The 21,230-nt window shown below is 40.2% G+C and carries 18 protein-coding genes; 11 read left to right on the top strand and 7 right to left on the bottom strand.

The features are described from left to right. Positions 1–72 precede the first annotated feature (72 nt). The 5 genes from A379_RS09075 (at position 73) to ppx (ending at position 8,326) form a co-directional block, all read left to right on the top strand. Positions 73–1,290, top strand: a complete 1,218-nt coding sequence (locus A379_RS09075) for an ABC transporter substrate-binding protein (RefSeq protein WP_040727629.1) — start codon at positions 73–75, stop codon at positions 1,288–1,290. Then, positions 1,287–4,088, top strand: coding sequence for an EAL domain-containing protein (locus tag A379_RS12795; RefSeq protein ID WP_051145128.1), 2,802 nt, complete (start codon positions 1,287–1,289; stop codon positions 4,086–4,088). Before A379_RS09075 ends, A379_RS12795 begins: the two co-directional genes overlap by 4 nt. Then, a complete protein-coding gene (gene yidD / locus A379_RS09065; RefSeq protein ID WP_040727628.1) occupies positions 4,081–4,347 on the top strand; it encodes a membrane protein insertion efficiency factor YidD in 267 nt (88 codons plus the stop codon). The genes A379_RS12795 and yidD overlap by 8 nt, the downstream gene beginning before the upstream one ends. A 150-nt stretch (positions 4,348–4,497) precedes the next feature. After that, positions 4,498–6,651: a polyphosphate kinase 1 gene (gene ppk1 / locus A379_RS09060; protein ID WP_198525667.1), complete on the top strand. Its 2,154-nt coding sequence runs from the start codon at positions 4,498–4,500 to the stop codon at positions 6,649–6,651. A gap of 157 nt (positions 6,652–6,808) precedes the next feature. Further along, entirely contained in the window at positions 6,809–8,326 is a 1,518-nt protein-coding gene (gene ppx / locus A379_RS09055) for an exopolyphosphatase (protein WP_040727627.1), read from the top strand. A gap of 41 nt (positions 8,327–8,367) precedes the next feature. On the opposite strand, the gene A379_RS09050 is transcribed toward ppx, so the two are convergent. Both A379_RS09050 and A379_RS09045 read right to left on the bottom strand, forming a co-directional pair. Then, positions 8,368–9,465: a hypothetical protein gene (locus tag A379_RS09050; RefSeq protein ID WP_051145127.1), complete on the bottom strand. Its 1,098-nt coding sequence runs from the start codon at positions 9,463–9,465 to the stop codon at positions 8,368–8,370. Positions 9,466–9,634: 169 nt separating this feature from the next. Further along, entirely contained in the window at positions 9,635–10,117 is a 483-nt protein-coding gene (locus A379_RS09045; RefSeq protein WP_232744835.1) for a hypothetical protein, read from the bottom strand. 214 nt (positions 10,118–10,331) lie between these two features. On the opposite strand from A379_RS09045, the gene nfo reads away from it, so the two are divergent. The 4 genes from nfo to A379_RS13060 all read left to right on the top strand — a co-directional run bounded on the left by nfo (position 10,332) and on the right by A379_RS13060 (position 13,389). Beyond that, positions 10,332–11,171: a deoxyribonuclease IV gene (gene nfo, locus A379_RS09040; protein ID WP_040727624.1), complete on the top strand. Its 840-nt coding sequence runs from the start codon at positions 10,332–10,334 to the stop codon at positions 11,169–11,171. 129 nt (positions 11,172–11,300) lie between these two features. After that, entirely contained in the window at positions 11,301–11,945 is a 645-nt protein-coding gene (gene pyrE, locus A379_RS09035; RefSeq protein ID WP_040727622.1) for an orotate phosphoribosyltransferase, read from the top strand. A gap of 67 nt (positions 11,946–12,012) precedes the next feature. Then, on the top strand, positions 12,013–12,525 hold the full coding sequence (locus tag A379_RS09030; RefSeq protein ID WP_040727620.1) for a histidine phosphatase family protein: 513 nt from the start codon (positions 12,013–12,015) through the stop codon (positions 12,523–12,525). A 225-nt stretch (positions 12,526–12,750) separates the two neighbouring features. Beyond that, a complete protein-coding gene (locus tag A379_RS13060; protein ID WP_040727619.1) occupies positions 12,751–13,389 on the top strand; it encodes an OmpA family protein in 639 nt (212 codons plus the stop codon). A gap of 323 nt (positions 13,390–13,712) precedes the next feature. Here A379_RS13060 and A379_RS09020 read toward each other — a convergent pair whose 3' ends face one another. The 4 genes from A379_RS09020 to A379_RS09005 form a co-directional block, all read right to left on the bottom strand. After that, positions 13,713–14,477, bottom strand: a complete 765-nt coding sequence (locus A379_RS09020) for a sulfite exporter TauE/SafE family protein (protein WP_040727618.1) — start codon at positions 14,475–14,477, stop codon at positions 13,713–13,715. Positions 14,478–14,595: 118 nt separating this feature from the next. Further along, on the bottom strand, positions 14,596–15,408 hold the full coding sequence (locus tag A379_RS09015) for a mechanosensitive ion channel family protein (RefSeq protein WP_040727616.1): 813 nt from the start codon (positions 15,406–15,408) through the stop codon (positions 14,596–14,598). 37 nt (positions 15,409–15,445) lie between these two features. Next, a complete protein-coding gene (gene argB, locus A379_RS09010) occupies positions 15,446–16,342 on the bottom strand; it encodes an acetylglutamate kinase (RefSeq protein ID WP_198525666.1) in 897 nt (298 codons plus the stop codon). Between the two features lie 74 nt (positions 16,343–16,416). After that, the gene (locus tag A379_RS09005; RefSeq protein ID WP_040727612.1) at positions 16,417–16,902 is read right to left on the bottom strand and encodes a YajQ family cyclic di-GMP-binding protein; all 486 of its coding nucleotides are present in this window, start codon (positions 16,900–16,902) and stop codon (positions 16,417–16,419) included. Positions 16,903–17,095: 193 nt separating this feature from the next. On the opposite strand from A379_RS09005, the gene A379_RS09000 reads away from it, so the two are divergent. After that, positions 17,096–18,310: an aminotransferase class I/II-fold pyridoxal phosphate-dependent enzyme gene (locus A379_RS09000; protein WP_232744834.1), complete on the top strand. Its 1,215-nt coding sequence runs from the start codon at positions 17,096–17,098 to the stop codon at positions 18,308–18,310. Positions 18,311–18,632: 322 nt separating this feature from the next. On the opposite strand, the gene dut is transcribed toward A379_RS09000, so the two are convergent. Further along, positions 18,633–19,088 (bottom strand): dUTP diphosphatase, encoded by a 456-nt coding sequence (dut, locus tag A379_RS08995; protein WP_255325091.1) that lies wholly within the window; start codon positions 19,086–19,088, stop codon positions 18,633–18,635. A 217-nt stretch (positions 19,089–19,305) separates the two neighbouring features. Between dut and A379_RS08990 the strand changes: the two genes are divergently transcribed. Continuing rightward, complete coding sequence (locus A379_RS08990; protein WP_040727610.1) at positions 19,306–20,643, top strand: sodium:alanine symporter family protein; 1,338 nt, start codon at positions 19,306–19,308, stop codon at positions 20,641–20,643. Positions 20,644–21,230: the final 587 nt, after the last annotated feature.

The raw sequence follows: 21,230 nt of genomic DNA, 5'->3' as shown, positions 1-21,230 counted from the left end.
TTGTAAGATTTTGTTTGTTTTTCACTCTCAACGTAAATTCACTACGCCTTTAGACAGCAGGGATGCCATCAAGTGTTAATTATTAGAATATATCAACGTATTTTACGATTTATAGCTAATAATAAGTACCCTAGCCAAGTAGGCAAAGCCAATCTATTTCATAAAGCACTAAATGGCTTAATGACCAACACTAATCCCCCTTGTTTTCACTCAGAAACCTGCATACCCCCCCTCTTTTTCAAGCCAGCACTTTCTTTGAAAAAAGTGCTGTTTGTCGTGCTTTGTAGCGTGACTTTTTCAGCGAGTGCATTTACACAAGTTCCGCAATCCAAAACCGATAAGCCATTCTTTGAAAGCCCCGTTGAGACTCAAAAAAAGCTTCCAGTTTGCCTATATATCGCTTCTTATGCACCTGGTTACCCTTGGCAGAATGGAATAGAACGAGGCATAAGACAAAGCTTGAATGACAAATGTGAACTTAAAACTTTCTTTATGAATACCAAACAAGTATTTAAAGAGAGTGAACTTGAAAAAATTGGGGTACAAGCGATTGATTTTATTGCGTCCAACAACCCCGATGTTGTGATTGTTTCAGATGACAACGCTACCAAGTATGTACTTGAAAAACATTATAAAAACAGCCGTATTCCATTTGTATTTTGCGGGGTAAATAACACAGGATCAACCTACAACCTTCCGTATAAAAATACCACGGGTATGATTGAAAAAAACCCGACAGAATATTTATTAAAACTCTTGTTTAATATTAGCCCATCAAAAACTCGAGTGGCCTTTCTAACCTCCAATGGAACGACGGCCAAAAAAGATGTTATTGAATTTAAGCAACTCGCAGATCAACTTGGCATTAAACATCAGGCTTATCAAATACAAGATGAAAATGAGTGGCGTAAAGTCTATAAAAAGGTGCAGGAAAGTGACGATATCGACCTTATCTATTTTTCTAACCGAGCCGCTTTTAATACCTGGGATCATCAAAAAAATATTGACTGGGCTTTACAACACAACCATAAACTTTCTTTCACAACACAAGATTGGATGATGCCTTATGTTGCTGTAGGTATTAATAAGATTCCTGATGAACAAGGTGTTTGGGCTGGACAAGCGGCACTTGAAATTTTAAAGGGTACGCCTCCAAGCGAAATTGCAGTTGTACCAAATCAAAACGTCCAACTATGGATTAATAAAGAGTTTGCTAGACCTTTTAAAAAAGAGCTTCCTGAAAACGTTTTTTCAAAGTCCATCATTTATGATGCAAAGGTAGCTCATTGAAAAACTTATTCATGCAAACCTTTTATGAAACTTCAATAAAACAGAAATTCCTGATTTTTGTATTGGGTTTCTTATGGTTATCTATCGCATCTGTCATTGAAATTGCTCATCAATACCAAGAACATAAAGAACAATTTCAACAATATGCTATTGCATTCACCAACCAACAAGATATTCAACAAAAACGTGCAGAAACCGTTTTAACGGCTCTTTCTGAGTACTATACATCGCAAACCATTAAGTCCTACTCTGACTTTAGAAGCTTTTCTCAGGGGTTAATCGATATCAAAAATGGGGCTACCATAGGTTTGGCAGACTTAATTTCTCGTGACAAAAAACCAGCTGTTGAGTCGAATATGCAAGCACTTGGATACGAATCCTTTTCAATTTCAAATAGACACTTCTTTAAAGAACAAGAAAGTAATGAGAAACTGGGTTTTTTAACTGTCACGATGGTTTCACCACTCGACCCAAAACGTTCTACCTATTTATCGGAGGATCTTTTCTCCATTCCAGGTTTGGTGAATACATTTCAAGTCGCCATCAAAAATAATCAACCACAAACTCTACTTTTAACTGAAAGTAGAACCCATCAAGTACAAAAGCTTATCTTTACGCCTGTCTTTTTGAACTCGCCTGACTTAATGACGCATGAACAAAGATTGAAACAGGTCAGAGGAGTCGTATTTATATTAGAGCCCCTAGAAGAAAATCTACTAAAGCAAGCATCCCATTTTTTTGATCGTGCACATACCACAATCAGCTTTAATCAAGCTGGCTCAGTACACACAATACAAGTCGCCAATGATAGTTATGAGCATTTGTCCGATAATTGGTTTAACTTACCGTTTTCAACTTCAATCTTACTGCCTACAAACTCATCATCAGAAACCATTAAAATCACCAGAACCTTGCACCCATCAGAAATCGATCAAATCGCGTTATTGATCGTGATTTTAATTGCTAGCTTACTCTACTTTTTATTGGTAACCCTCATATTTACACTTATACGCTATACGCGAAACCTTCGTCTTACACAAACGAGATTGTCGCAAATTATAGAGACCTCACAAGACGCTGTCATCATCACAAATGAAGAGGGTTTTATTATTGATTGGAATCCCGAAGCGGAGACCCTATTCAAGCACCCCAAATCCAAAGCGCTTGGTGAATGCGTATTCTGCTTAATCTTTGACACGAATTTGCAAATTGATATAGAAGACAGTGATTCTAAACAACAGGCGATTGAACTGTTTTACAGAACACTTCAGCTCAATATAGATAATATTGATAAGCATAATGGTTCCCGAAAAATTGAGTGTATTTTGCACGATAGTGCACACAAACCAATAACAGCTGAAATCGCCACATCGGTACTCAAGATTAGAGACAATACCGAAATCAGCCTCTTTATCAAAGACATTACTTACCAAAGACAAACCGAAGAAGCCATTACAAAAATGGCCTATTTCGACTCTTTGACTCAACTCGAAAATCGCACTTTTTTCAAAACAGCTGTTGACCAGTTTATTAATGACCAGCCAGAATCACATTTAGCCCTTCTGTTTTTAGATCTTGACGGCTTTAAACAAGTGAATGATACGCTTGGGCATAATATTGGTGACGAACTGCTCAAAGTCGTCGCTAAACGCATTCAAAACAGTTTAAGGGGCAACCATGGCAATAACCATATTTGTCGTTTTGGTGGCGATGAGTTTGTCATCCTACTCAAAAACGTGGATGAAAAAAATAGCTCTCAAATCTCGTTAAGAATTCTTAATCAAATTGAACGAACCATTAAAATTGCAGAAGATGAATTACAGGTTTCTGCCAGTATTGGTATCGCCATGTATCCTGAACATGGTAAAGATGTGGACACCCTGCTTAGACACGCCGACACCGCCATGTATCAATCAAAAGCGTTAGGGAAAAACACCTATTCGCTTTATCACGACGCCATGGAAGAGAGCATTGCAGAAAGAAGCTTAATTGAAAAACATCTAAGAAAGGCTATCCAAAACGATGAGTTTAACTTGGTTTATCAACCGCAAATCAACTTAGAAACTGGCGCTATCATTGGTGTAGAAGCGTTGATACGCTGGAACAATCCCGTACTAGGCTTTGTGGCCCCCGATAAGTTCATCCCTATTGCTGAAGAGAGCCAATTGATACTCACGATAGGCGAGTGGGTCACGAAAGCCTGTATTGCGCAACTACAGGCCTGGAAAGATACCGAATTTGATTCGCTACACATTGCCATGAACGTCAGTAGCGTTCAGTTTGAAAGCCCGTATTTTTTAGGTTTTGTAAGAAAGCTGATGGAACTCTCAGGCATTCATAACCACCTACTTGAAATTGAGTTAACCGAACGCACGGTTATGAATAATGTCACGGAGAATATCAATCGTTTTAACCAAATTCGCTCTAGTGGTTTTGGCCTCTCGGTTGATGATTTTGGAACAGGCTATTCTTCTTTAAGCTACCTTAAAAAGTTCCCTTTAAGTATCTTAAAAATTGATAAATCGTTCATTGATGGCATTCCTATCGATGAAGAAGATATTATCATTACAACCGCCATATTAAACTTAGCTCACAGCTTAAGCATGAAGGTGGTCGCAGAAGGCGTTGAAACCGAAGAACAGTTAAAGTTTTTGCAAAAATTAAAATGCAATATTGCCCAGGGTTACTTCATCAGTTCACCACTTAGCATTCAAGATTTAGAATCCTGGCTACAAAAAAACCAACGCAATTTTTTTCATAAGCAAGCCCATTTATCCATAGACTCAAACAATGCGTAATCCAATTGGTTGGCTAATTGTATTATTGGTGCGTTTTTACCAACTGTTTATCAGCCCACTCCTTGGGCCAAGATGTCGCTTTTACCCTACCTGCTCAAGCTACACCATTGAAGCCATAAAAACCCACGGTGTTTTATGTGGTTCTTGGCTCGCCATTAAACGCATTGGACGATGCCATCCTGCCAACCCAGGAGGCGTTGATCCTGTTCCAAAATGTGGCTGCAAATCCGCTTGCGAAAAAAATAAATCCAAAGATTAAGTTTTTTTGCAAACACGGCTTTTACATAGCACCTAGTCTAAGATGATAACTTGTCACAATAATTTCTTATTTGAACACTGATTTCGTTTAATAAAAACGCTAGAATAGCTAAATATAAACCTGTTCAATTCAACGAATTTAGAGAACGATATGTCACCAAGCGAAGTCACCCTGCACGAGCCTGAAAACCCAATAGAAATGCCAACAGAATTTCCACGTTATATTAACCGTGAAAAGAGCTTGCTTGAGTTCAATAGACGGGTTTTGGCTCAAGCTCAAAACGACCAAATTCCGCTATTAGAACGTTTAAAGTATCTGTGTATTTCTAGTAGCAATATGGACGAGTTTTTTGAAGTCCGTTTGGCCAGTTTATTAGAGCTTGCTAAAGACCCTAATGCATTGACTTTTCCAGATGAACTTCCAGCAAGTAGTGTAGTGGAATGTCTCTCTGAGACCGCACATAGCATTGTTGAAGAGCAATACCATACTTTAAACAATATACTCATTCCTGCCTTAGAGAAAGAGAATATTCGTTTTGTTCGCCGCAACCATTGGACAGAACAGCACAAAGAGTGGCTAAGCAACTATTTTGAACAAGCTTTACAGCCTGTTTTAAGTGCGGTTGGTTTAGACCCATCTCATCCGTTTCCTAAGGTCTTGAACAAAACCTTAAACTTTATTGTCTCTTTAGAAGGTAAAGATGCGTTTGGCCGTTCAAACGGCCTCGCCATTGTGCCAGTTCCTCGCTCTTTGCCACGCATTATCAAGCTTCCTACTGAGGCAACCGACGGCGAAAATGATTTTGTGTTTCTCTCATCCATTCTGCACGCCAATGTCTCTAGACTTTTCCCAGGCATGACTGTAACAGGCTGTTATCAGTTTCGTGTAACACGTAATACTAACCTCTTTATAGATGAAGAAGAGGTGGATGACCTTATGAGCGCTCTTCGTGGTGAATTAACAGGCCGCCAATATGGTGGTGCAGTACGTTTAGAGGTCGCCGATAACTGCCCTCAACACATGATTGATTACCTTTTAGATCGTTTTAAACTAGATAAAACAGCGCTATATGAGGTGAATGGCCCTGTTAACCTTCACCGTTTAGATGCCGTACCAGGCATGGCAAACCGAGCAGATTTGCAATTTTCTCCGTACACACAGAAGACATATAACTTAAAAGAGCGCCCATCTAAAAATGCGTTTAAAATTTTTACCCGCCATAAAGAAACCAGCGACAACCTATTTGAAAAAATCAAACAAAAAGACATTTTATTACACCATCCTTATGACTCTTTTTCGCCCGTTATCGAGTTTTTAACGAAAGCGGCAACCGACCCTAATGTACTTGCGATTCGTATGACCCTATATCGAACTGGAGAAGACTCTCTCATCATTAAGGCGTTAGAAAGAGCGGCTCAAAATGGTAAAGAAGTTACCGCCGTGGTTGAGCTTCGCGCCCGTTTTGATGAAGACAACAATATCCTTCAAGCCACACGTTTACAAGACGCTGGTGTGCATGTTGTGTATGGAGTAGTTGGCTATAAAACGCATGCTAAAATGATTTTAGTGGTGCGTCGTGAAGGTGATTTAATTCGTTACTACACACACATGGGAACGGGAAATTATCATCATATTACCACCCGTTTTTATTCCGACTTTGGTTTGATTACTGCCAACCCAGCCATTGGTCGGGATGCTTCAAAAATATTCCAACAATTAACCAGTTTAGGCGACACTAAAAATCTAGAAGTCTTATTACAATCCCCCTTCACTTTAAAAAGCGGCATGATTGAACGAATTAACCGCGAAGCTGAACATGCTCGACAAGGTAAATCGGCTAAAATTATTGCCAAAATGAATGGCTTAGAAGAGCAAGGTGTTATTGATGCGCTTTATGAAGCTTCGCAAGCGGGGGTAAACATTCAACTGATTGTCCGTGGTATTTGTAGTTTAAGACCTGGTGTACCAGGCCTGTCAGAAAACATTACCGTGACCTCAATCATTGGCCGTTTTTTAGAACACCACCGTATCTACTATTTTGAGAATAGTGGCGGTAAACCTGAACTGTTCTGCTCAAGCGCAGACTGGATGAGACGAAATCTTATCGCTCGTGTTGAAACTTGCTTCCCTATTTTGGATGACGACTGTTTTCAACAAGTCTATACAGAAGGCCTTGCCATGTATTTACAAGACAATACTGGCGCTTGGGTTTTACAGCCTGATGGCAGTTATCTACCCAAAGAACCCAATGGCGCTGAAGCATACAATGCGCAGTCCTTACTTATTGAAAAATACAGCCATTAGTCTATAAATGAATCATTTCACAGCCTTATAAGTAAGATTGATTGTTCTTCTTAAGACAAGGCTGTTTAAAAACGGTACACTAGCGCCAATTAAAACTATAACCACTTATAGCGGCAACCGTGGTTGTCTTGCACAAAGATAAAAAACTGATTTCTCTATGATAGATACAAACAGCCCCTCTTCAAATGAAGATTTATTTGCCGCAATAGACCTTGGCTCTAACAGTTTTCATATGATTGTGGCTCGTGACGTTCACGGCCAAATGCAAGTCATTGATAAACACAAAGAGATGGTACGCCTACGCTCTGGTTTAGATAAACATGGCAAACTCACCGATAAAGCTTTTGAAGAGGGAATTGCCTGCTTAGAGCGTTTTGGCCAACTCATCAAAGACATCCCTAAAGAGAATGTTCGTGCCGTAGGAACAAACACCCTAAGAAATGCCGTAAATAGCCGAGAATTTCTTAAACAGGCAAAACAAGCACTGGGTCATAGTATTCAAATCATTGCTGGTCAAGAAGAGGCTCGTCTGATTTATTTAGGGGTTGCTCACGGCTTAGCCAACAGTGATGAACAACGTTTAGTCATGGATATCGGTGGTGGAAGCACGGAATACATCATTGGTAAACAGTTTGAAAACAGTCACTTAACCAGCACTGAAATGGGCTGCGTCAGTATTACCCAAACCTACTTTCCAAAAGGCAAAGTGACAGAAGAGAACTTTAATCTCGCCATTGCAAAATGCCGCCAAGTACTTCGTCCCCATCGCAGTACACTTCGTAAACAAGGTTGGGATATTGCGATTGGCGCATCTGGCACCATTAAATCCATTGGTCAAATTCTTGAAATCAATAGTTGGTCAGAATCGGGCATTACTTTGCAAGGCATGTTTGATTTAAGTAAGGCTCTGCTTAAAGAGGGTTCTGCACAGAGCATCAAGCTCGCTGGCTTAAAAGATGAACGCCGCCCTGTATTGCTTGGCGGTTTAGCCATTTTAATGGCGACCTTTATTGAATTAAACATTGAACACATGCAGGTTTCTCAAAACGCATTACGTGAAGGATTAGTGTTTGACACGCTAGGTCGATTAAACGCCGAAGATGTTCGTGAAACCAGCGTAAAAGCCATGCAACAGTGGATGAAGGTCGATACTGAACAGGCAGACATGGTTGCCAAAACCGCAAAATCACTCTACAAACAAAGTCATAATTTATGGCGTTTACACTCAGACGGTTATGATCTAAAACGCCTATTAAAATGGGCTTGCCGTCTACATGAAATTGGCATTGCCGTGAGCTTTAAACGTTCACGCCATCACAGTGCATACCTCATTGCGCAAGCCGATATGGCAGGATTTAACCAACAAGAAAAACTGATTATGAGCTCATTGGTACTCAACCAACGCGGTAAATATTCAGATGAAAGCCATGAAGAAATTGATGACAGCGTAAAGCCACTCATGCCCTATTTAACCGCTTTATTGCGATTATCGGTACGTATTCATCGCGGTCGAGATTTAGAACATGTTGACCCTACACTCATTATTGCTGATGACAAGCAATTACATTTAGAGTTTGAAGAAAAATGGCTTGATGAGCACCCGCTTACCCGCTTAGATTTAGAAAGTGAAGCCAAACACTTAGATAAATTTGGTTTTAAATTGACTCTAGCCTAAACCAAAAACTAAACCTACCAGGCCTGGTAGGTTTTAAAAAATCAATAAACATCCATCTGCAAACGTTTTTGTTTTCTCAATGTATGCCAAAATGCGTCAGCCGCTTCTGAATCCAAACCACCCTGTTTTTCAAAGATGTTCAATATTGCTGCTTTAACCGATACCGCCATGGTTTTTTGGCTACCACAAATATAGATATGTGCGCCATCATTGAGTAACTTCCAAATATGCAAGCTCTGTTTTTCTATCTGATGTTGCACGTATTGTTTCTCTTTTTGATCACGTGAAAACGCATAAAAGACTTTTACCAGGCCTGCGGATTGCCAACGGTCTAATTCATCACAAAAAAGACAATTTGTCGTCTGATAAGTCTCCCCAAAAAAGAGTAAGTTTTCAGCGCAATCTTTATTCACTCGGCTTTCCAGCTCACGCTGTTGCATAAAACCAATAAAGGGCGCTAACCCTGTCCCTGCACCAATCATAATGATTGGTGTAGCCAAATCATTGGGCAGTTTAAAAGTTGGATTTGACTTAAACTCAACCTCAAAACTCATCTGCTCTTTCGCATCAGCCAAAACACAACTGGCCACACCAAAACGTTGACGACCTTGATTTTGGTATTGTACTTTTTTATATAAGATTGAAACGCTGTTGCTCTTATCGGGTGCTGAAGCAATCGAATAGTAACGTGGGGCAAGTGGTGATAACAGCTTTAAAAATTCAATACCTTGCTCTTTTAATATTGGAAATGCTTCCAGTAAATCAATAATGTCTTTGCCATCGGCATAATCCATCATCGCTTGCCTATCTGCCCAGCTTCCCAAAGAAAACTGTCTTTGAAGTTTATTTAAAATAGCGGGATTCAACTGCGTTAATTCTAAATGGAAAGTTAAGGCCTCTCTGCAAGTTACCAGCCCTGGTCGTCTCAATTCAATACTTTCATCGCCCTCTAAATTAAGCAAAGAGAGCATGGCATTAACCATTTCTTCTCTGTTTTTAGGCTGAATCGTTAGCCAGTCTCCAGGTGCATAAACATCCTGACTTTTTACATTTTCAGGCAATAGAAACGTTAAGTAAAAAATAGCTTTATCTTGAGAATTTGGGGTAATACAGACATTGTGAGAAACAGTGAGATTCATAACAAAACTTCATAATCTGAGCTAAAAAATGAACATTTATTCTAGCACGCTATGAACCCAAAACTAATGAGGTTGTTTTTAACTCGCGCTATTTGAAGCGTAAATATGAAAAAAGGAGTGGCCATTTACCACCACTCCTTTTAAAAAGATAAGATGAGTTTGTTAATTTTTAACGAATATTTTCCATTAATACCGTTAACCACGGAGCGGTAGCTAAGATGGTGACTGCTGACATCAACCCCGCAATTAATCCAATTCCAACTTGAGGAATTAAGTTGTTTTGTTTAATTTCAATATCTGACATTTGGCGCTCAACAGAAGCAAAAATATCAACTTGACGTTTTAACAACGAGTTTAAGGTTTTGATTTGTTTAAATAACAGTTGCTGCTCTTTTTCAACGGTTAAACGAGACTTCTTTGATTTTTCATCAAGCTCATTCATTTGTCTATTGAGCTGACCAATTGAGGCATCCATCTGCTTAACTAAACTTTCAATGGCCGTTTTATCTTCTTTCAACCATTCAAAATCGGGGGTAATCATGTCTGACATATCAATATCATCAAAACGGTCTTGGCTATTTGCCGCACGGCTTCTACGCATCGCTTGTTCTAGCAAAACACTTTTTGAACCTAGTGGTTCAACTTTTCTCATATCTATCGCCATATCTTATCCTTAGTGTGTTTTTTGCAACTCATATAGACTGTCTATTGAGTTGTCATTTTTTTGTCGCATGGTATGCGCTAGCTGTCTTTATGTCAGTACCATGCAGAAATTGTGCCAACTAATACAAACGCGTGATATTTTGATAAAATCCCTTTTCAAGATACAAACAATCGCGTTGTAAATACAAAAAGGTAATCTCATTATGAAATACATTGGTGCTCATGTTTCAGCGGCTGGCGGAGTAGAAAACGCCCCGATTCGCGCCCATGAAATTGGGGCAACCGCGTTTGCCCTATTTACTAAAAATCAACGCCAATGGGTTGCAAAACCCCTTACTGATAAAAGCATTGATGCGTTTAAAACAAACTGCGAAAAATATGGCTATGGGGTTAATCAAATCCTACCGCACGATAGCTACCTAATTAACTTGGGCCACCCTGACTTAGATAAACGTCAAAAATCTCTTGATGCCTTTATTGATGAATTAGAACGTTGCCAACAACTTGGCATTAATCGCCTTAACTTTCACCCTGGCAGTCATTTACGGGAGATTTCTGAAGAACAATGTATGGATTACATCGCTGAGTCCATTAATTTTGCATTAGATCAAACTCAGGGCGTTATAGCTGTTTTAGAAAACACAGCAGGTCAAGGCTCAAATCTTGGTTACAAGCATGAGCAGCTTGCTTATATTATTGATAAAGTTGAAGACAAATCGCGCATTGGCGTCTGCATTGATACCTGTCATGCCTATGCAGCGGGTTATGATTTAAAAAATGATTACCAAGGTGTTATGGCCGATTTTGAATCGGTTGTAGGGTTTGAGTATTTAAAAGGCATGCACTTAAATGACTCTAAAGCCAAGCTCGGGCAAAAGCTTGATCGCCACCACAGTTTAGGTGAAGGTGAAATTGGCTGGCCCATGTTTAAACAACTTATGGAGGATAAACGCATTGATAATATCCCCATGACTTTAGAGACCATTAATCCCGATATCTGGAGCGAAGAGATTAAACAACTCCAGGCCTGGTTACCTAAATAATCCATTTAATTGACATTAAAACGCATTTATTCATAACCCCATTCTAACCTGTTAATAGAGATACAACTTGCTACAAGCAAAATGAATGGAGTAAGATAATCCTCCACTCACACAAAATACAATGGCTCAATGAACAAAAACCAATTTATTGAATTCGTCATGCAAACTGGCGTTTTAAAACTCGGCGAATTCACACTTAAATCTGGACGAATCAGTCCTTACTTTTTCAATGCAGGCCTATTCAATACAGGTGGCCAACTTGCAAAACTCGCCAACGGTTATGCGGGCGCAATTGCCCAATCAGGCTTTGAGTTTGATGTACTTTTTGGCCCAGCCTACAAAGGAATACCTTTAGCCGCTACCACCAGTGTTTCTCTTGCCAATGACTTTAATATTGACAAGCCCTATGCGTTTAACCGTAAAGAAGCCAAAGATCATGGTGAAGGGGGTAATATTGTTGGCCATGCTTTAGAGGGTGATGTGCTTATTATTGACGATGTGATTACCGCAGGAACCGCCATTCGTGAAGCGATGGATATCATCACCGCAAATGGCGCAAAACCAGCGGGTGTTGTCATTGCATTAGATCGCATGGAAAAAGGCAAGGGTGAACTATCAGCCATTCAAGAAGTTGAACAGGAGTACGGTATTCCAGTCATGAGCATTATCACCTTAAATGATATTATTGATTACCTAGCTCAATCCAATGACCCTGAAAGCCATCAATACCTTAATGCAATGAAAACCTACCGAAGTGAATATGGCATAGGTTAATGAATACTCCACAACGTTACAAACAGGATGTATTCAACTCAATCTCTGACCAATTGGAGGCATTCTAATGGCCAATAAACTGCGCGAACTGATGCTACTTAGACATGCAAAGACCGATTGGAAAGATAATGATTTAGAAGACATTGACCGCCCTTTATCCGATAAAGGCAAAAAGAATGCCGCCAAAATGGGCAAATGGTTAAAAGAAAAAAACTTAATGCCTGACCTTATTTTGGTATCACCCGCAGTGAGAGCACAACAAACGTTAAGACGTATTTGCAATGAATGCTCCGCAACGGCCATTACTGTCGATGCACTCTACCTAGCAGAATTAGACCAATTACGCCAAGTTTTAGCGGATGCTCCACACGCTGAACGTATTATGATTATCGGTCACAATCCCGGCCTAGAAACATTGTTTAATTTATTGGTTTCCGAAACAGCCTCCTCCCATGTACAACTTTTTCCTACCTGCTCGCTCGCCCATTTTATTTTACCCAATGACTGGAAAAATATTGAGGCTGGTGATGGTAAGCTACAACAGTTTATTACGGCTAAAGAGATCAAAAACAGTCATTAACTCATTCCCAATCAACCATTGGTTTAATCCTCAAAGACTTAATAAATTATGATAAAAAAGGGCGGTTTGTTGCAAAACAAACACAAAAGTTAATAATTCCTACAAAAGCCTCATATTTTCAACTTGTTAGAGATATATCCCTATTATTAAGTAAATATACATGTTATATTTTATGAGTGAATTAAATTTTATAGCTAAATTTAAAAAAATAATAAGGATATGTTCATGAAAACAAAATTACTTCCTCTTGTTGCTGTTATCGCTATGGCATCAGCCGCTTCTGTACAAGCTCACTCTTCAGTAGAAGCAAAAGGTGACATCATGGCAGAAGGTAGTTCTGCTTATGTTGTAGATTCTTGGGGTCGTATTGTTCGCGACAACGAAAATCGTTGTGTACGTTCTATCGACTGGAGTAAAGATACTGCTATCGCTAAATGTGAAGGCTGGGAAGAACCTAAGCCAGTAGTTGCACCTGCTCCAGCACCTGCACCTGCTCCAGTTGTTAAAGCACCTGAACCAGCTCCAGCGCCAATGGCTCCAGCTAAGTTTATTGGACACTTCGACTTTGATAAAGCCGATGTTAAAGAAGTACCTGAGTTAGATACCTTTGCTGCATACATGAATGAAGTTGCTGATAGCAAAATCTCTATTACAGGTCATACTGACAGCACTGGTCCAGAAGCTTACAACCAGACTTTATCTGTAAAACGTGCGCAAGATGTGGCTGATTACCTAGCAGGTAAAGGTATCGCAGCAGACCGTATGATGGTTTCTGGTGCAGGTGAATCTTCACCAATCGCAGACAACGCAACAAAAGCAGGTCGCGCTGAAAACCGTCGTGTAGAGGTTGAAATTGTTAAGTAATTAACGATTTCAAAACTTAGATTGGTTTGACAAAAATACCCACTTTTAGTGGGTATTTTTTTATCTTAAATTAAAACTCTACAATAGACTCAAGTACAAAATTTTTAACAGATACATTCACGCTTATTTATTGGTAATTAGTGGCATATTGCTGTATTCATGAATAGTCAGTTATTTAAGAAATAGCCTGTGTAACTTATTCATAGGTATCCCTCGTTTTTAGTAAAACACCTAAAACAACCAGGCCTGGTTAAAGTATTTTCTTAAGTCTTCGTGCCTTCGTGTCTTCGTGGTTAACTTTTTACTCTTTGGTAAGTCAAAGCCTAACTAATCGCTTTAAAAATAAGTGAAATCCCAACTAGAATGGTAATGATTTCAAAACTTCGTTTCACCATTTGATTGCCTTTTACAATGGCAAAATGCGCCCCTAAGTAGCCACCAATTAATGAGCCTAAAATCAGAGCAGGCAGCCAGCTCCACTCGATATTGCCCAAAATGCCAAGGGTAATCGCCCCCGAACCATTCCAAAAAATACCGACCAAAATCAAGGTATAGCCCACAGCCGTTTTATAATCTAACCCAAACCAACGCACTAACCACAAAGTCACAAACAAACCTGTTCCAGAGGTTAAAGAACCGTTTAAAGCGCCAATAAAAAAGAGCATTAACCCTCCAATAACCAGGCCTGGTAAGTCTCTATGAGTTGTCGATTCAACTTGCCCTAATTGCGGTTTAAGCCAAGAATATAAACCTAAACCGAGCGTTAACAACCCCAACAGCCCTTGCGATATCGTGTCGTCTACCTGCAAGATAATACTGGCACCTAAAACTACGCCTGGCAGCCCTGTGGCTAAAATAAAGGCTGAAAACTTCCAATCAAAAGTGGATGATTTAAGGTGTCTTGCTGTGGCACCCAGACCAAGAAAAACACTGGCAACCTTGTGGGTAGCTAAAGCCGTTCCAAAGGGTAAACCTAAAAAAAGCAAAGCGGGTAACTGCAGTAAACCTGCCCCACCGCCCGCTAAAGCAGAAAATAGGTTAGCGACCAAAGAAATAATAAATAAGATAAGCTGTTCAAATAAGTCCATGCGCTTATTGTATTCGACCCGAACACTCTAAACAGAATTTAAGAGATAAAAAAACCACTACGATGAGTGGTTTTTTTAACGTTAGACTTGTTACTTGGAAAAGTCTAAAAACGGACGATTAATCTTCTGTTTTGTGAAGATGAACATCCATTTGTGGATAAGGAATAGAGATTCCAGCTTCATCAAAGGCCAGTTTTACTTTTTCATTCATATCCCAGTAAACTTTCCAGTAATCGCCTGAGTTTACCCATGGACGAACGATAAAGTTAACACTGCTATCACCAAGTTCAGAAAGTGCAATTACAGGAGCAGGATCTTTTAAGATACGATCATCCGCTTCAACTAATCCTGTCAGAATCTCTTTGGCCTTACGGATATCGTCATCGTAACCAATACCAAAAACCATATCGACACGACGAGTATCGCGTGCTGAGAAGTTAGTAATAGCCCCACTGTAAATTCCGCCATTAGGCACAATCACTTCTTTATTATCGCCTGTACGCATCGTTGTGCTGAAAATTTGTACATTTTCAACCACACCCGTTACACCACCCGCTTCAACAAAGTCACCGCTTTTAAAGGGTTTAAAGACTAAAATCATCACACCCGCTGCAAAGTTCTGCATTGAACCTTGTAAAGCTAAACCAATCGCTAAACCTGCTGCCGCAATCAGTGCTACCAAAGAAGAGGTATCTACACCTAATTGGTCTAATGACGCAATAATGACAAACAACATTAGTACCGCGTTCACAATCGAACCAATAAAGTTCACCAGCATATCATCAACTGCTTGAGAGCGACCTAATAGCTTTTTAACCAGTTTAACAATCACTTTTACAACCCATTTACCAATCACAAAAATTGCGATGGCAAGTGCCACTTTAATTGCCCATGGCATGGCATAATCATTCAATAACGCATTAAATTCCATGTAATATTCCTTTTATCCAATCCTCTGAGTAGAAGCTTTACTCTGCGGTAATTAATGTACCAACACCCTCGTCCGTAAAGACTTCTAGCATTACAGCATGTTCAACCCGACCATCTACAATATGAGAAGAGTGCACACCATTTTGAACGGCCTCTAAAGCACATTGTATTTTCGGTAACATACCTCCATAAATTGTACCATCCTCTACTAACTTATCTACAGAATCCGCATTCAACCCCGTTAATAATGTGCCTTCCTTATCGAGCAACCCAGCCGTATTGGTTAATAACATTAACTTTTCAGCTTTCAATGCCTCAGCAATCTTACCAGCCACTAAATCAGCATTAATATTATAAGACTGCCCTGCTTTATCAACGCCTACTGGGGCGATAACGGGAATAAAGTCATCTTGAATCAACATATCTAACACTTTGGTATTGATTTGAGCGACTTCACCAACATGCCCTAAATCAATAATTTCAGGGGCGTCGAGCTCTGGTGCCATGCGCTGCATTTTCATTTTGTTGGCACAAATCAAATTACCATCTTTACCCGTTAAACCAACCGCATTACCACCTGCTTGATGAATCAGGTTTACAATCTCTTTATTGACCATACCACCTAAAACCATCTCTACAATATCCATAGTTTCAGTGTCAGTTACACGCATACCTTGAATAAATTCCGATTCTTTACCCACTCGTTCTAACAAGTTGCCAATTTGTGGCCCTCCACCATGCACAACCACAGGATTCATTCCCACCAGTTTCATTAACACAATGTCTCGCGCAAAGCCTTGCTTGAGTTTTTCATCAGTCATGGCATTACCGCCATATTTCACCACAATGGTTTTACCTGCGAAACGCTGTATGTAAGGTAAGGCTTCGGTTAAAACGGATGCGATGTTCTGCGCTTGCTGTTTATTTAGATTCATAGTGTTTTGTGCTCTCATGGTAGTGAGTTCTCGTTGTATATTTTGGTATATTAAGCGGTTTAGAAAGCTAAAAGTTAGTCTCTAAAGTTATTAAACTGCAAAGGCATCTCAAGGTCTTCCATACCTTTTAGTAACTGCATTACTTGTTGCAAATCATCACGTTTTTTACCCGTTACACGCACGCTGTCACCTTGGTTTGCAGCTTGCACTTTAATTTTAGAGTCTTTAATCGCCTTAATGATTTTTTTAGCTAAGGGGGCATCTAAACCCTCTTTCATCTCAATCACTTGTTTGGCCGTTTTTAACTGAATATCAGGATCTTTGGTTTCCATACATTTCACATCAATCCCACGACGGTTGGCTTTTTGAACCAAAATATCGAACATCTGATCCAACTGAAAATCCGATTGCGTATTCATGGTCACGGTCGTACCTTTTAATTCAAAGCTTGAATCCGTTCCTTTAAAGTCATAACGTGTCGTCACTTCTTTATTCGCTTGATCTAATGCATTTTGTAATTCATGTTTATCCAGTTCTGAAACGATATCAAATGAAGGCATGTTCTCTCCTAAAACTTACCAGGCCTGGTAACTTATACCCAACCAAGAATTTAAAATAAAAATATTGCAAACATTTTACCATTAGCCTGACAGTTGCAGAAGTCTTGTAACAGGCTTTAGATAAATAAAACGGTTATCTTTTCAGAGTATCAACCCGTATAATTCAAAGCAATCAAACTTAAAACCTACTGCTATGACATCAAGCTCTCAACCTTCTCACTACACAACACCATTTATGCCACAAATATCTACCACTGCGGCAGCGATACAACCTTTTCATGTAATGAAAATATTAGGCGAAGCTAAGGCTTTGGAAGCGCAAGGCAAAGAGATTATTCATATGGAAATCGGCGAGCCTGACTTCCCTTCTTTAGATTGCGTACATGACGCCGCCTATAAAGCGGTTAAACAAGGCTTAACGCATTACACCCCCACCTTAGGATTACCTGCTTTACGAGAAAAATTAGCCCAATTTTATAGCCACTTTTATCAGGCTAAGGTTGATTTACAAAACATCATGGTAACACCAGGCTCATCATCGGCACTGCAACTGGTTTTAACCGCCATCTTAAATCCCTCTGACAAAGTCATGCTCACCGATCCCGCTTATCCATGTAATCGTCAATTCATCAATTTACTGCAAGCACAACAAGTTTCCGTACCCGTTTCACATGAAACCAATTACCAATTAAATTTAAGCCTTATTAAACAACATTGGCAAGAGGGCATTAAAGCGGTGATGGTCGCATCGCCAGCCAACCCAACAGGCACGGTTATTGAGCAAGATGAACTGGTTAAAATCGCGCACTTTCTTGCCGAAAATAATGCCTATTTTATTGTCGATGAAATCTATCAAGGGCTGGTGTATGAACGCCCAGCAGAGAGTATTTTAAGTAGCACGGCTTTGCCAGAAAATGTCATTGTCATTAACTCATTCTCTAAGTTTTTTGGTATGACGGGCTGGCGTTTAGGTTGGACAGTGGCACCAACACACCTCATGCCTATTTTAGATCGTTTAGGACAAAACCTTTTTTTGGCCGCGCCAACGCCCTCCCAATATGCGGCCTTACGAGTATTAGACAGCGATGCTTTGGAACAACTTGAAAAGCGAAGACAAATCTTTGAAAAAAGAAGAAACACACTGTCTAAAGCAATGATAGAGGCTGGCTTTAGATTAAAAGGTCTACCACAAGGTGCTTTTTATCTGTATTGGGATGTTTCAGAATACACCGATAGCAGTGAACAGTTTTGTGCTGAACTGTTACGCCAAACAGGGGTGGCAATAACCCCAGGTTTAGACTTTGGTGAATTTGAAGCAAACAAACATGTACGTTTGGCGTATACCACAGATTGCGAGCAACTCAAATTAGCCATACAAAAAATAACCGCGTTTATTAAAAATACCTAAATCTATTTAACGATTGAGTCATTACGAGGCCGAAGGCCGTGGTAATCCATAGCTTAGCTCTAACTACATACTTTGCCGTTAACCATGGATTGCTTCACTTCGTTCGCAATGACCTAATTATGATTTGTTTCTCGGCTCTACAGCCGAGTTCTTTGTTTCTCGGCTCTACAGCCGAGTTCTTTGTTTCTCGACTGTACAGCTGAGTTATTTGGTTGGTGGTGAGTTTTTTAAATATAGAAAATCAATTACAAAAACTGCATAGCCATTAAGACCCTCCTACCAGGCCTGGTAGGTTTATAAAGGAGTGCTCTCTTTTAAATATTTACTTGCTTCCTGTTGAACCAAAACCACCAACACCACGTTCAGTGGCATCACCAAACTCTTGCACTTCGGTAAAGACTGGCTGTAATACAGGCACAATCACCATTTGAGCAATACGTTCACCCACTTCTACTTTATAAGCGGTGTCACCACGATTCCAAACAGAAACCATTAGTGGGCCTTGGTAATCAGAATCAATCAACCCCACTAAATTGCCAAGCACAATACCATGCTTATGCCCTAAACCAGAACGCGGTAATAACATAGCCGCCAAACCCGCATCATCTAAATGAATCGCCATCCCTGTGGGAATTAATACTGTTTGCCCTGGTTCAATGGTCATATCTTCATCAATACAGGCACGTAAATCCAAACCTGCAGAACCTTTAGTACCGTAATGAGGCATTTCAATCTCATTGCCTAGACGCTTATCTAAAATCTTGTATTCCACTTGTATTGTCATAAATCACCTCTGGTTAATTTGAATGTATTTTACACTAAGCCTCTTACGGATTACATGGCACTTACCAGGCCTGGTAAGTTCGTTTTAAGCTCAAACATAAACTCATTTAAAAGACTTATATACGCTTTTTGGTGGACATAGCCGCTATTTCTAGGTAATTTAACTCAAACCTATTATTTAATGACATTTAAACAGTCCCAAAAGGCCTCCTATGGAATCAATCAACAGCATCCTTTCAACCGCCAGCAGTTGGGCTTGGGGGCCTCTCATGTTGATTCTCTTATTAGGCACGGGGGTTTACTTAACCATTCGTTTAAAATTCTTGCCGTTACGCCATCTTTTCTATGCTTTTAGCCTTTTGTGGAAAGGCCGTAAGTCCAGAGAAGAAGGTGACATCAGTCCTTTTAGCGCCTTAATGACCGCCATGGCCGCAACGGTGGGAACGGGGAATATTGCTGGGGTAGCGGCCGCGCTTTTTATTGGAGGACCAGGTGCCATTTTTTGGATGTGGATTACCGCACTAGTCGGCATGGCCACTAAGTACAGTGAAGCCGTTTTGGCGGTTAAATACCGCGAGGTCGATGAAGATGGTCGCCATGTTGGTGGCCCTATGTATTACATTAAAAATGGCATGGGCGAAAAGTGGCAACCACTCGCCTTTGCGTTTGCCCTGTTTGGCACGATTGCCGCCTTTGGTATTGGCAATATGGTACAAGCCAATGCGGTGGCTGGCGCAATGCAAAGTGCGTTTGAAATGGATAATCAACTTACAGGCCTGGTATTGATGGTGTTAGTGGGTTTGGTACTGTTTGGCGGTATTAAACGTATTGCCCATACCGCCACCATGCTAGTGCCGATTATGGCGATTTTGTATATCGCGTTTGCCTTGTATATTTTATTTATGCACGCAGACGCTTTACCTGGCGCATTTGCAACCATTATCGAAAGCGCCTTTACAGGCAGCGCCGCCGCAGGTGGTTTTGCAGGGGCGAGTATTATTTTAGCCATTCAATTTGGTGTGGCTCGTGGGGTATTTTCTAATGAAGCAGGTCTGGGAACCGCCCCTATTGCCCATGCCGCCGCTAAAACCAATAACCCTGTTGAGCAAGGCCATATTGCCATGCTCGGTACTTTTATTGACACCATCATCTTATGCACCATGACCGCCCTGGTCATTATGGTCACAGGCGTTTGGCAGAGTGGTGAAACGGGTTCACCCTTAACTGCCTTAGCATTTAACACGGGATTAGAATCTGGTTTGGGCGCCATAGTGGTCGCCGTTGGTTTAGCGGTATTTGCCTTCACCACGCTCATTGGTTGGAGCTATTACGGTGAACGTTGCGCTGAATACATTGCGGGCACTAAAGTGATTACGGGTTACCGCATATTGTGGGTGCTCGCTGTTTTTGCAGGCGCATCCTTGTCTGACTACTTTAATACCGTACTGATTTTGGCCGATGTCCTCAATGCGTTAATGGCCATTCCTAACCTTATTGCCCTATTGGTTCTATCCCCCATAATCATTAAACTCAGCCAACAAAACAAATAACCGAAAAATCAATAAACTGTAGAAGTTCTAACATAATCTTGCAGTACAGAAGTTGAGAAGCCTTTTCGATTTAATTACTTTGCCTAAATTTTTTCTATCAGGCTTCCCGTCACTTTTTGCAATTTGGCAAAAAGTAACCAAAAAAACAAACCCCGCTCCATAAATGGGCAAGTTCTAAGCTTGTTCACTGACAATCTCGCAACTTGCTGAGCAAGCTCAGCTTCGAGCAGCAGAGATTGTTTAATCGTTCTCTACGCTAAGAACTTTGCGCTATTTATTCCAAGGGGAATCGAGGCGTTTGCCGATGCATTGATTATAAAAAGCAAGGTTCACTTATGGCTTATAGTATTCAAAAATATAAAAACATTTATGGTAGAAAACTATTCGTTTTGTTTTGTACTGTCAGATAAAATCTAATTTTCTACAACTAAACCTACCAGGCCTGGAGACTTTAATCCCCAAGTTGGAGATGAGCTCGATTATTTACCAGGCCTGGTTTGTTTCTGTATAACAATCCTATTTGAGACCTTTGCACGAGTCAGGGATGTAAGAAAAACGAGATAGAATTCTTTAGATTTAGGCTAAAA

It is taken from the genome of Thiomicrorhabdus sp. Kp2, from assembly GCF_000478585.1.
Lineage (GTDB): Bacteria > Pseudomonadota > Gammaproteobacteria > Thiomicrospirales > Thiomicrospiraceae > Thiomicrorhabdus.
This window is presented reverse-complemented; position numbering and strand designations above follow the sequence as displayed.

Excerpts from the sequence above, each read along its gene's own strand:
- A379_RS09045 (WP_232744835.1), bottom strand. The coding sequence starts at position 10,117 with ATGAGAAAAGTTGAACCACTAGGTTCAAAAAGTGTTTTGCTAGAACAA.
- ppk1 (WP_198525667.1), top strand. The coding sequence starts at position 4,498 with ATGTCACCAAGCGAAGTCACCCTGCACGAGCCTGAAAACCCAATAGAA.
- A379_RS13060 (WP_040727619.1), top strand. The coding sequence starts at position 12,751 with ATGAAAACAAAATTACTTCCTCTTGTTGCTGTTATCGCTATGGCATCA.
- nfo (WP_040727624.1), top strand. The coding sequence starts at position 10,332 with ATGAAATACATTGGTGCTCATGTTTCAGCGGCTGGCGGAGTAGAAAAC.
- A379_RS09050 (WP_051145127.1), bottom strand. The coding sequence starts at position 9,465 with ATGAATCTCACTGTTTCTCACAATGTCTGTATTACCCCAAATTCTCAA.
- A379_RS08990 (WP_040727610.1), top strand. The coding sequence starts at position 19,306 with ATGGAATCAATCAACAGCATCCTTTCAACCGCCAGCAGTTGGGCTTGG.
- yidD (WP_040727628.1), top strand. The coding sequence starts at position 4,081 with ATGCGTAATCCAATTGGTTGGCTAATTGTATTATTGGTGCGTTTTTAC.
- ppx (WP_040727627.1), top strand. The coding sequence starts at position 6,809 with ATGATAGATACAAACAGCCCCTCTTCAAATGAAGATTTATTTGCCGCA.
- A379_RS09000 (WP_232744834.1), top strand. The coding sequence starts at position 17,096 with ATGACATCAAGCTCTCAACCTTCTCACTACACAACACCATTTATGCCA.
- A379_RS09015 (WP_040727616.1), bottom strand. The coding sequence starts at position 15,408 with ATGGAATTTAATGCGTTATTGAATGATTATGCCATGCCATGGGCAATT.
- argB (WP_198525666.1), bottom strand. The coding sequence starts at position 16,342 with ATGAATCTAAATAAACAGCAAGCGCAGAACATCGCATCCGTTTTAACC.
- pyrE (WP_040727622.1), top strand. The coding sequence starts at position 11,301 with ATGAACAAAAACCAATTTATTGAATTCGTCATGCAAACTGGCGTTTTA.
- A379_RS09020 (WP_040727618.1), bottom strand. The coding sequence starts at position 14,477 with ATGGACTTATTTGAACAGCTTATCTTATTTATTATTTCTTTGGTCGCT.
- A379_RS09005 (WP_040727612.1), bottom strand. The coding sequence starts at position 16,902 with ATGCCTTCATTTGATATCGTTTCAGAACTGGATAAACATGAATTACAA.
- A379_RS09030 (WP_040727620.1), top strand. The coding sequence starts at position 12,013 with ATGGCCAATAAACTGCGCGAACTGATGCTACTTAGACATGCAAAGACC.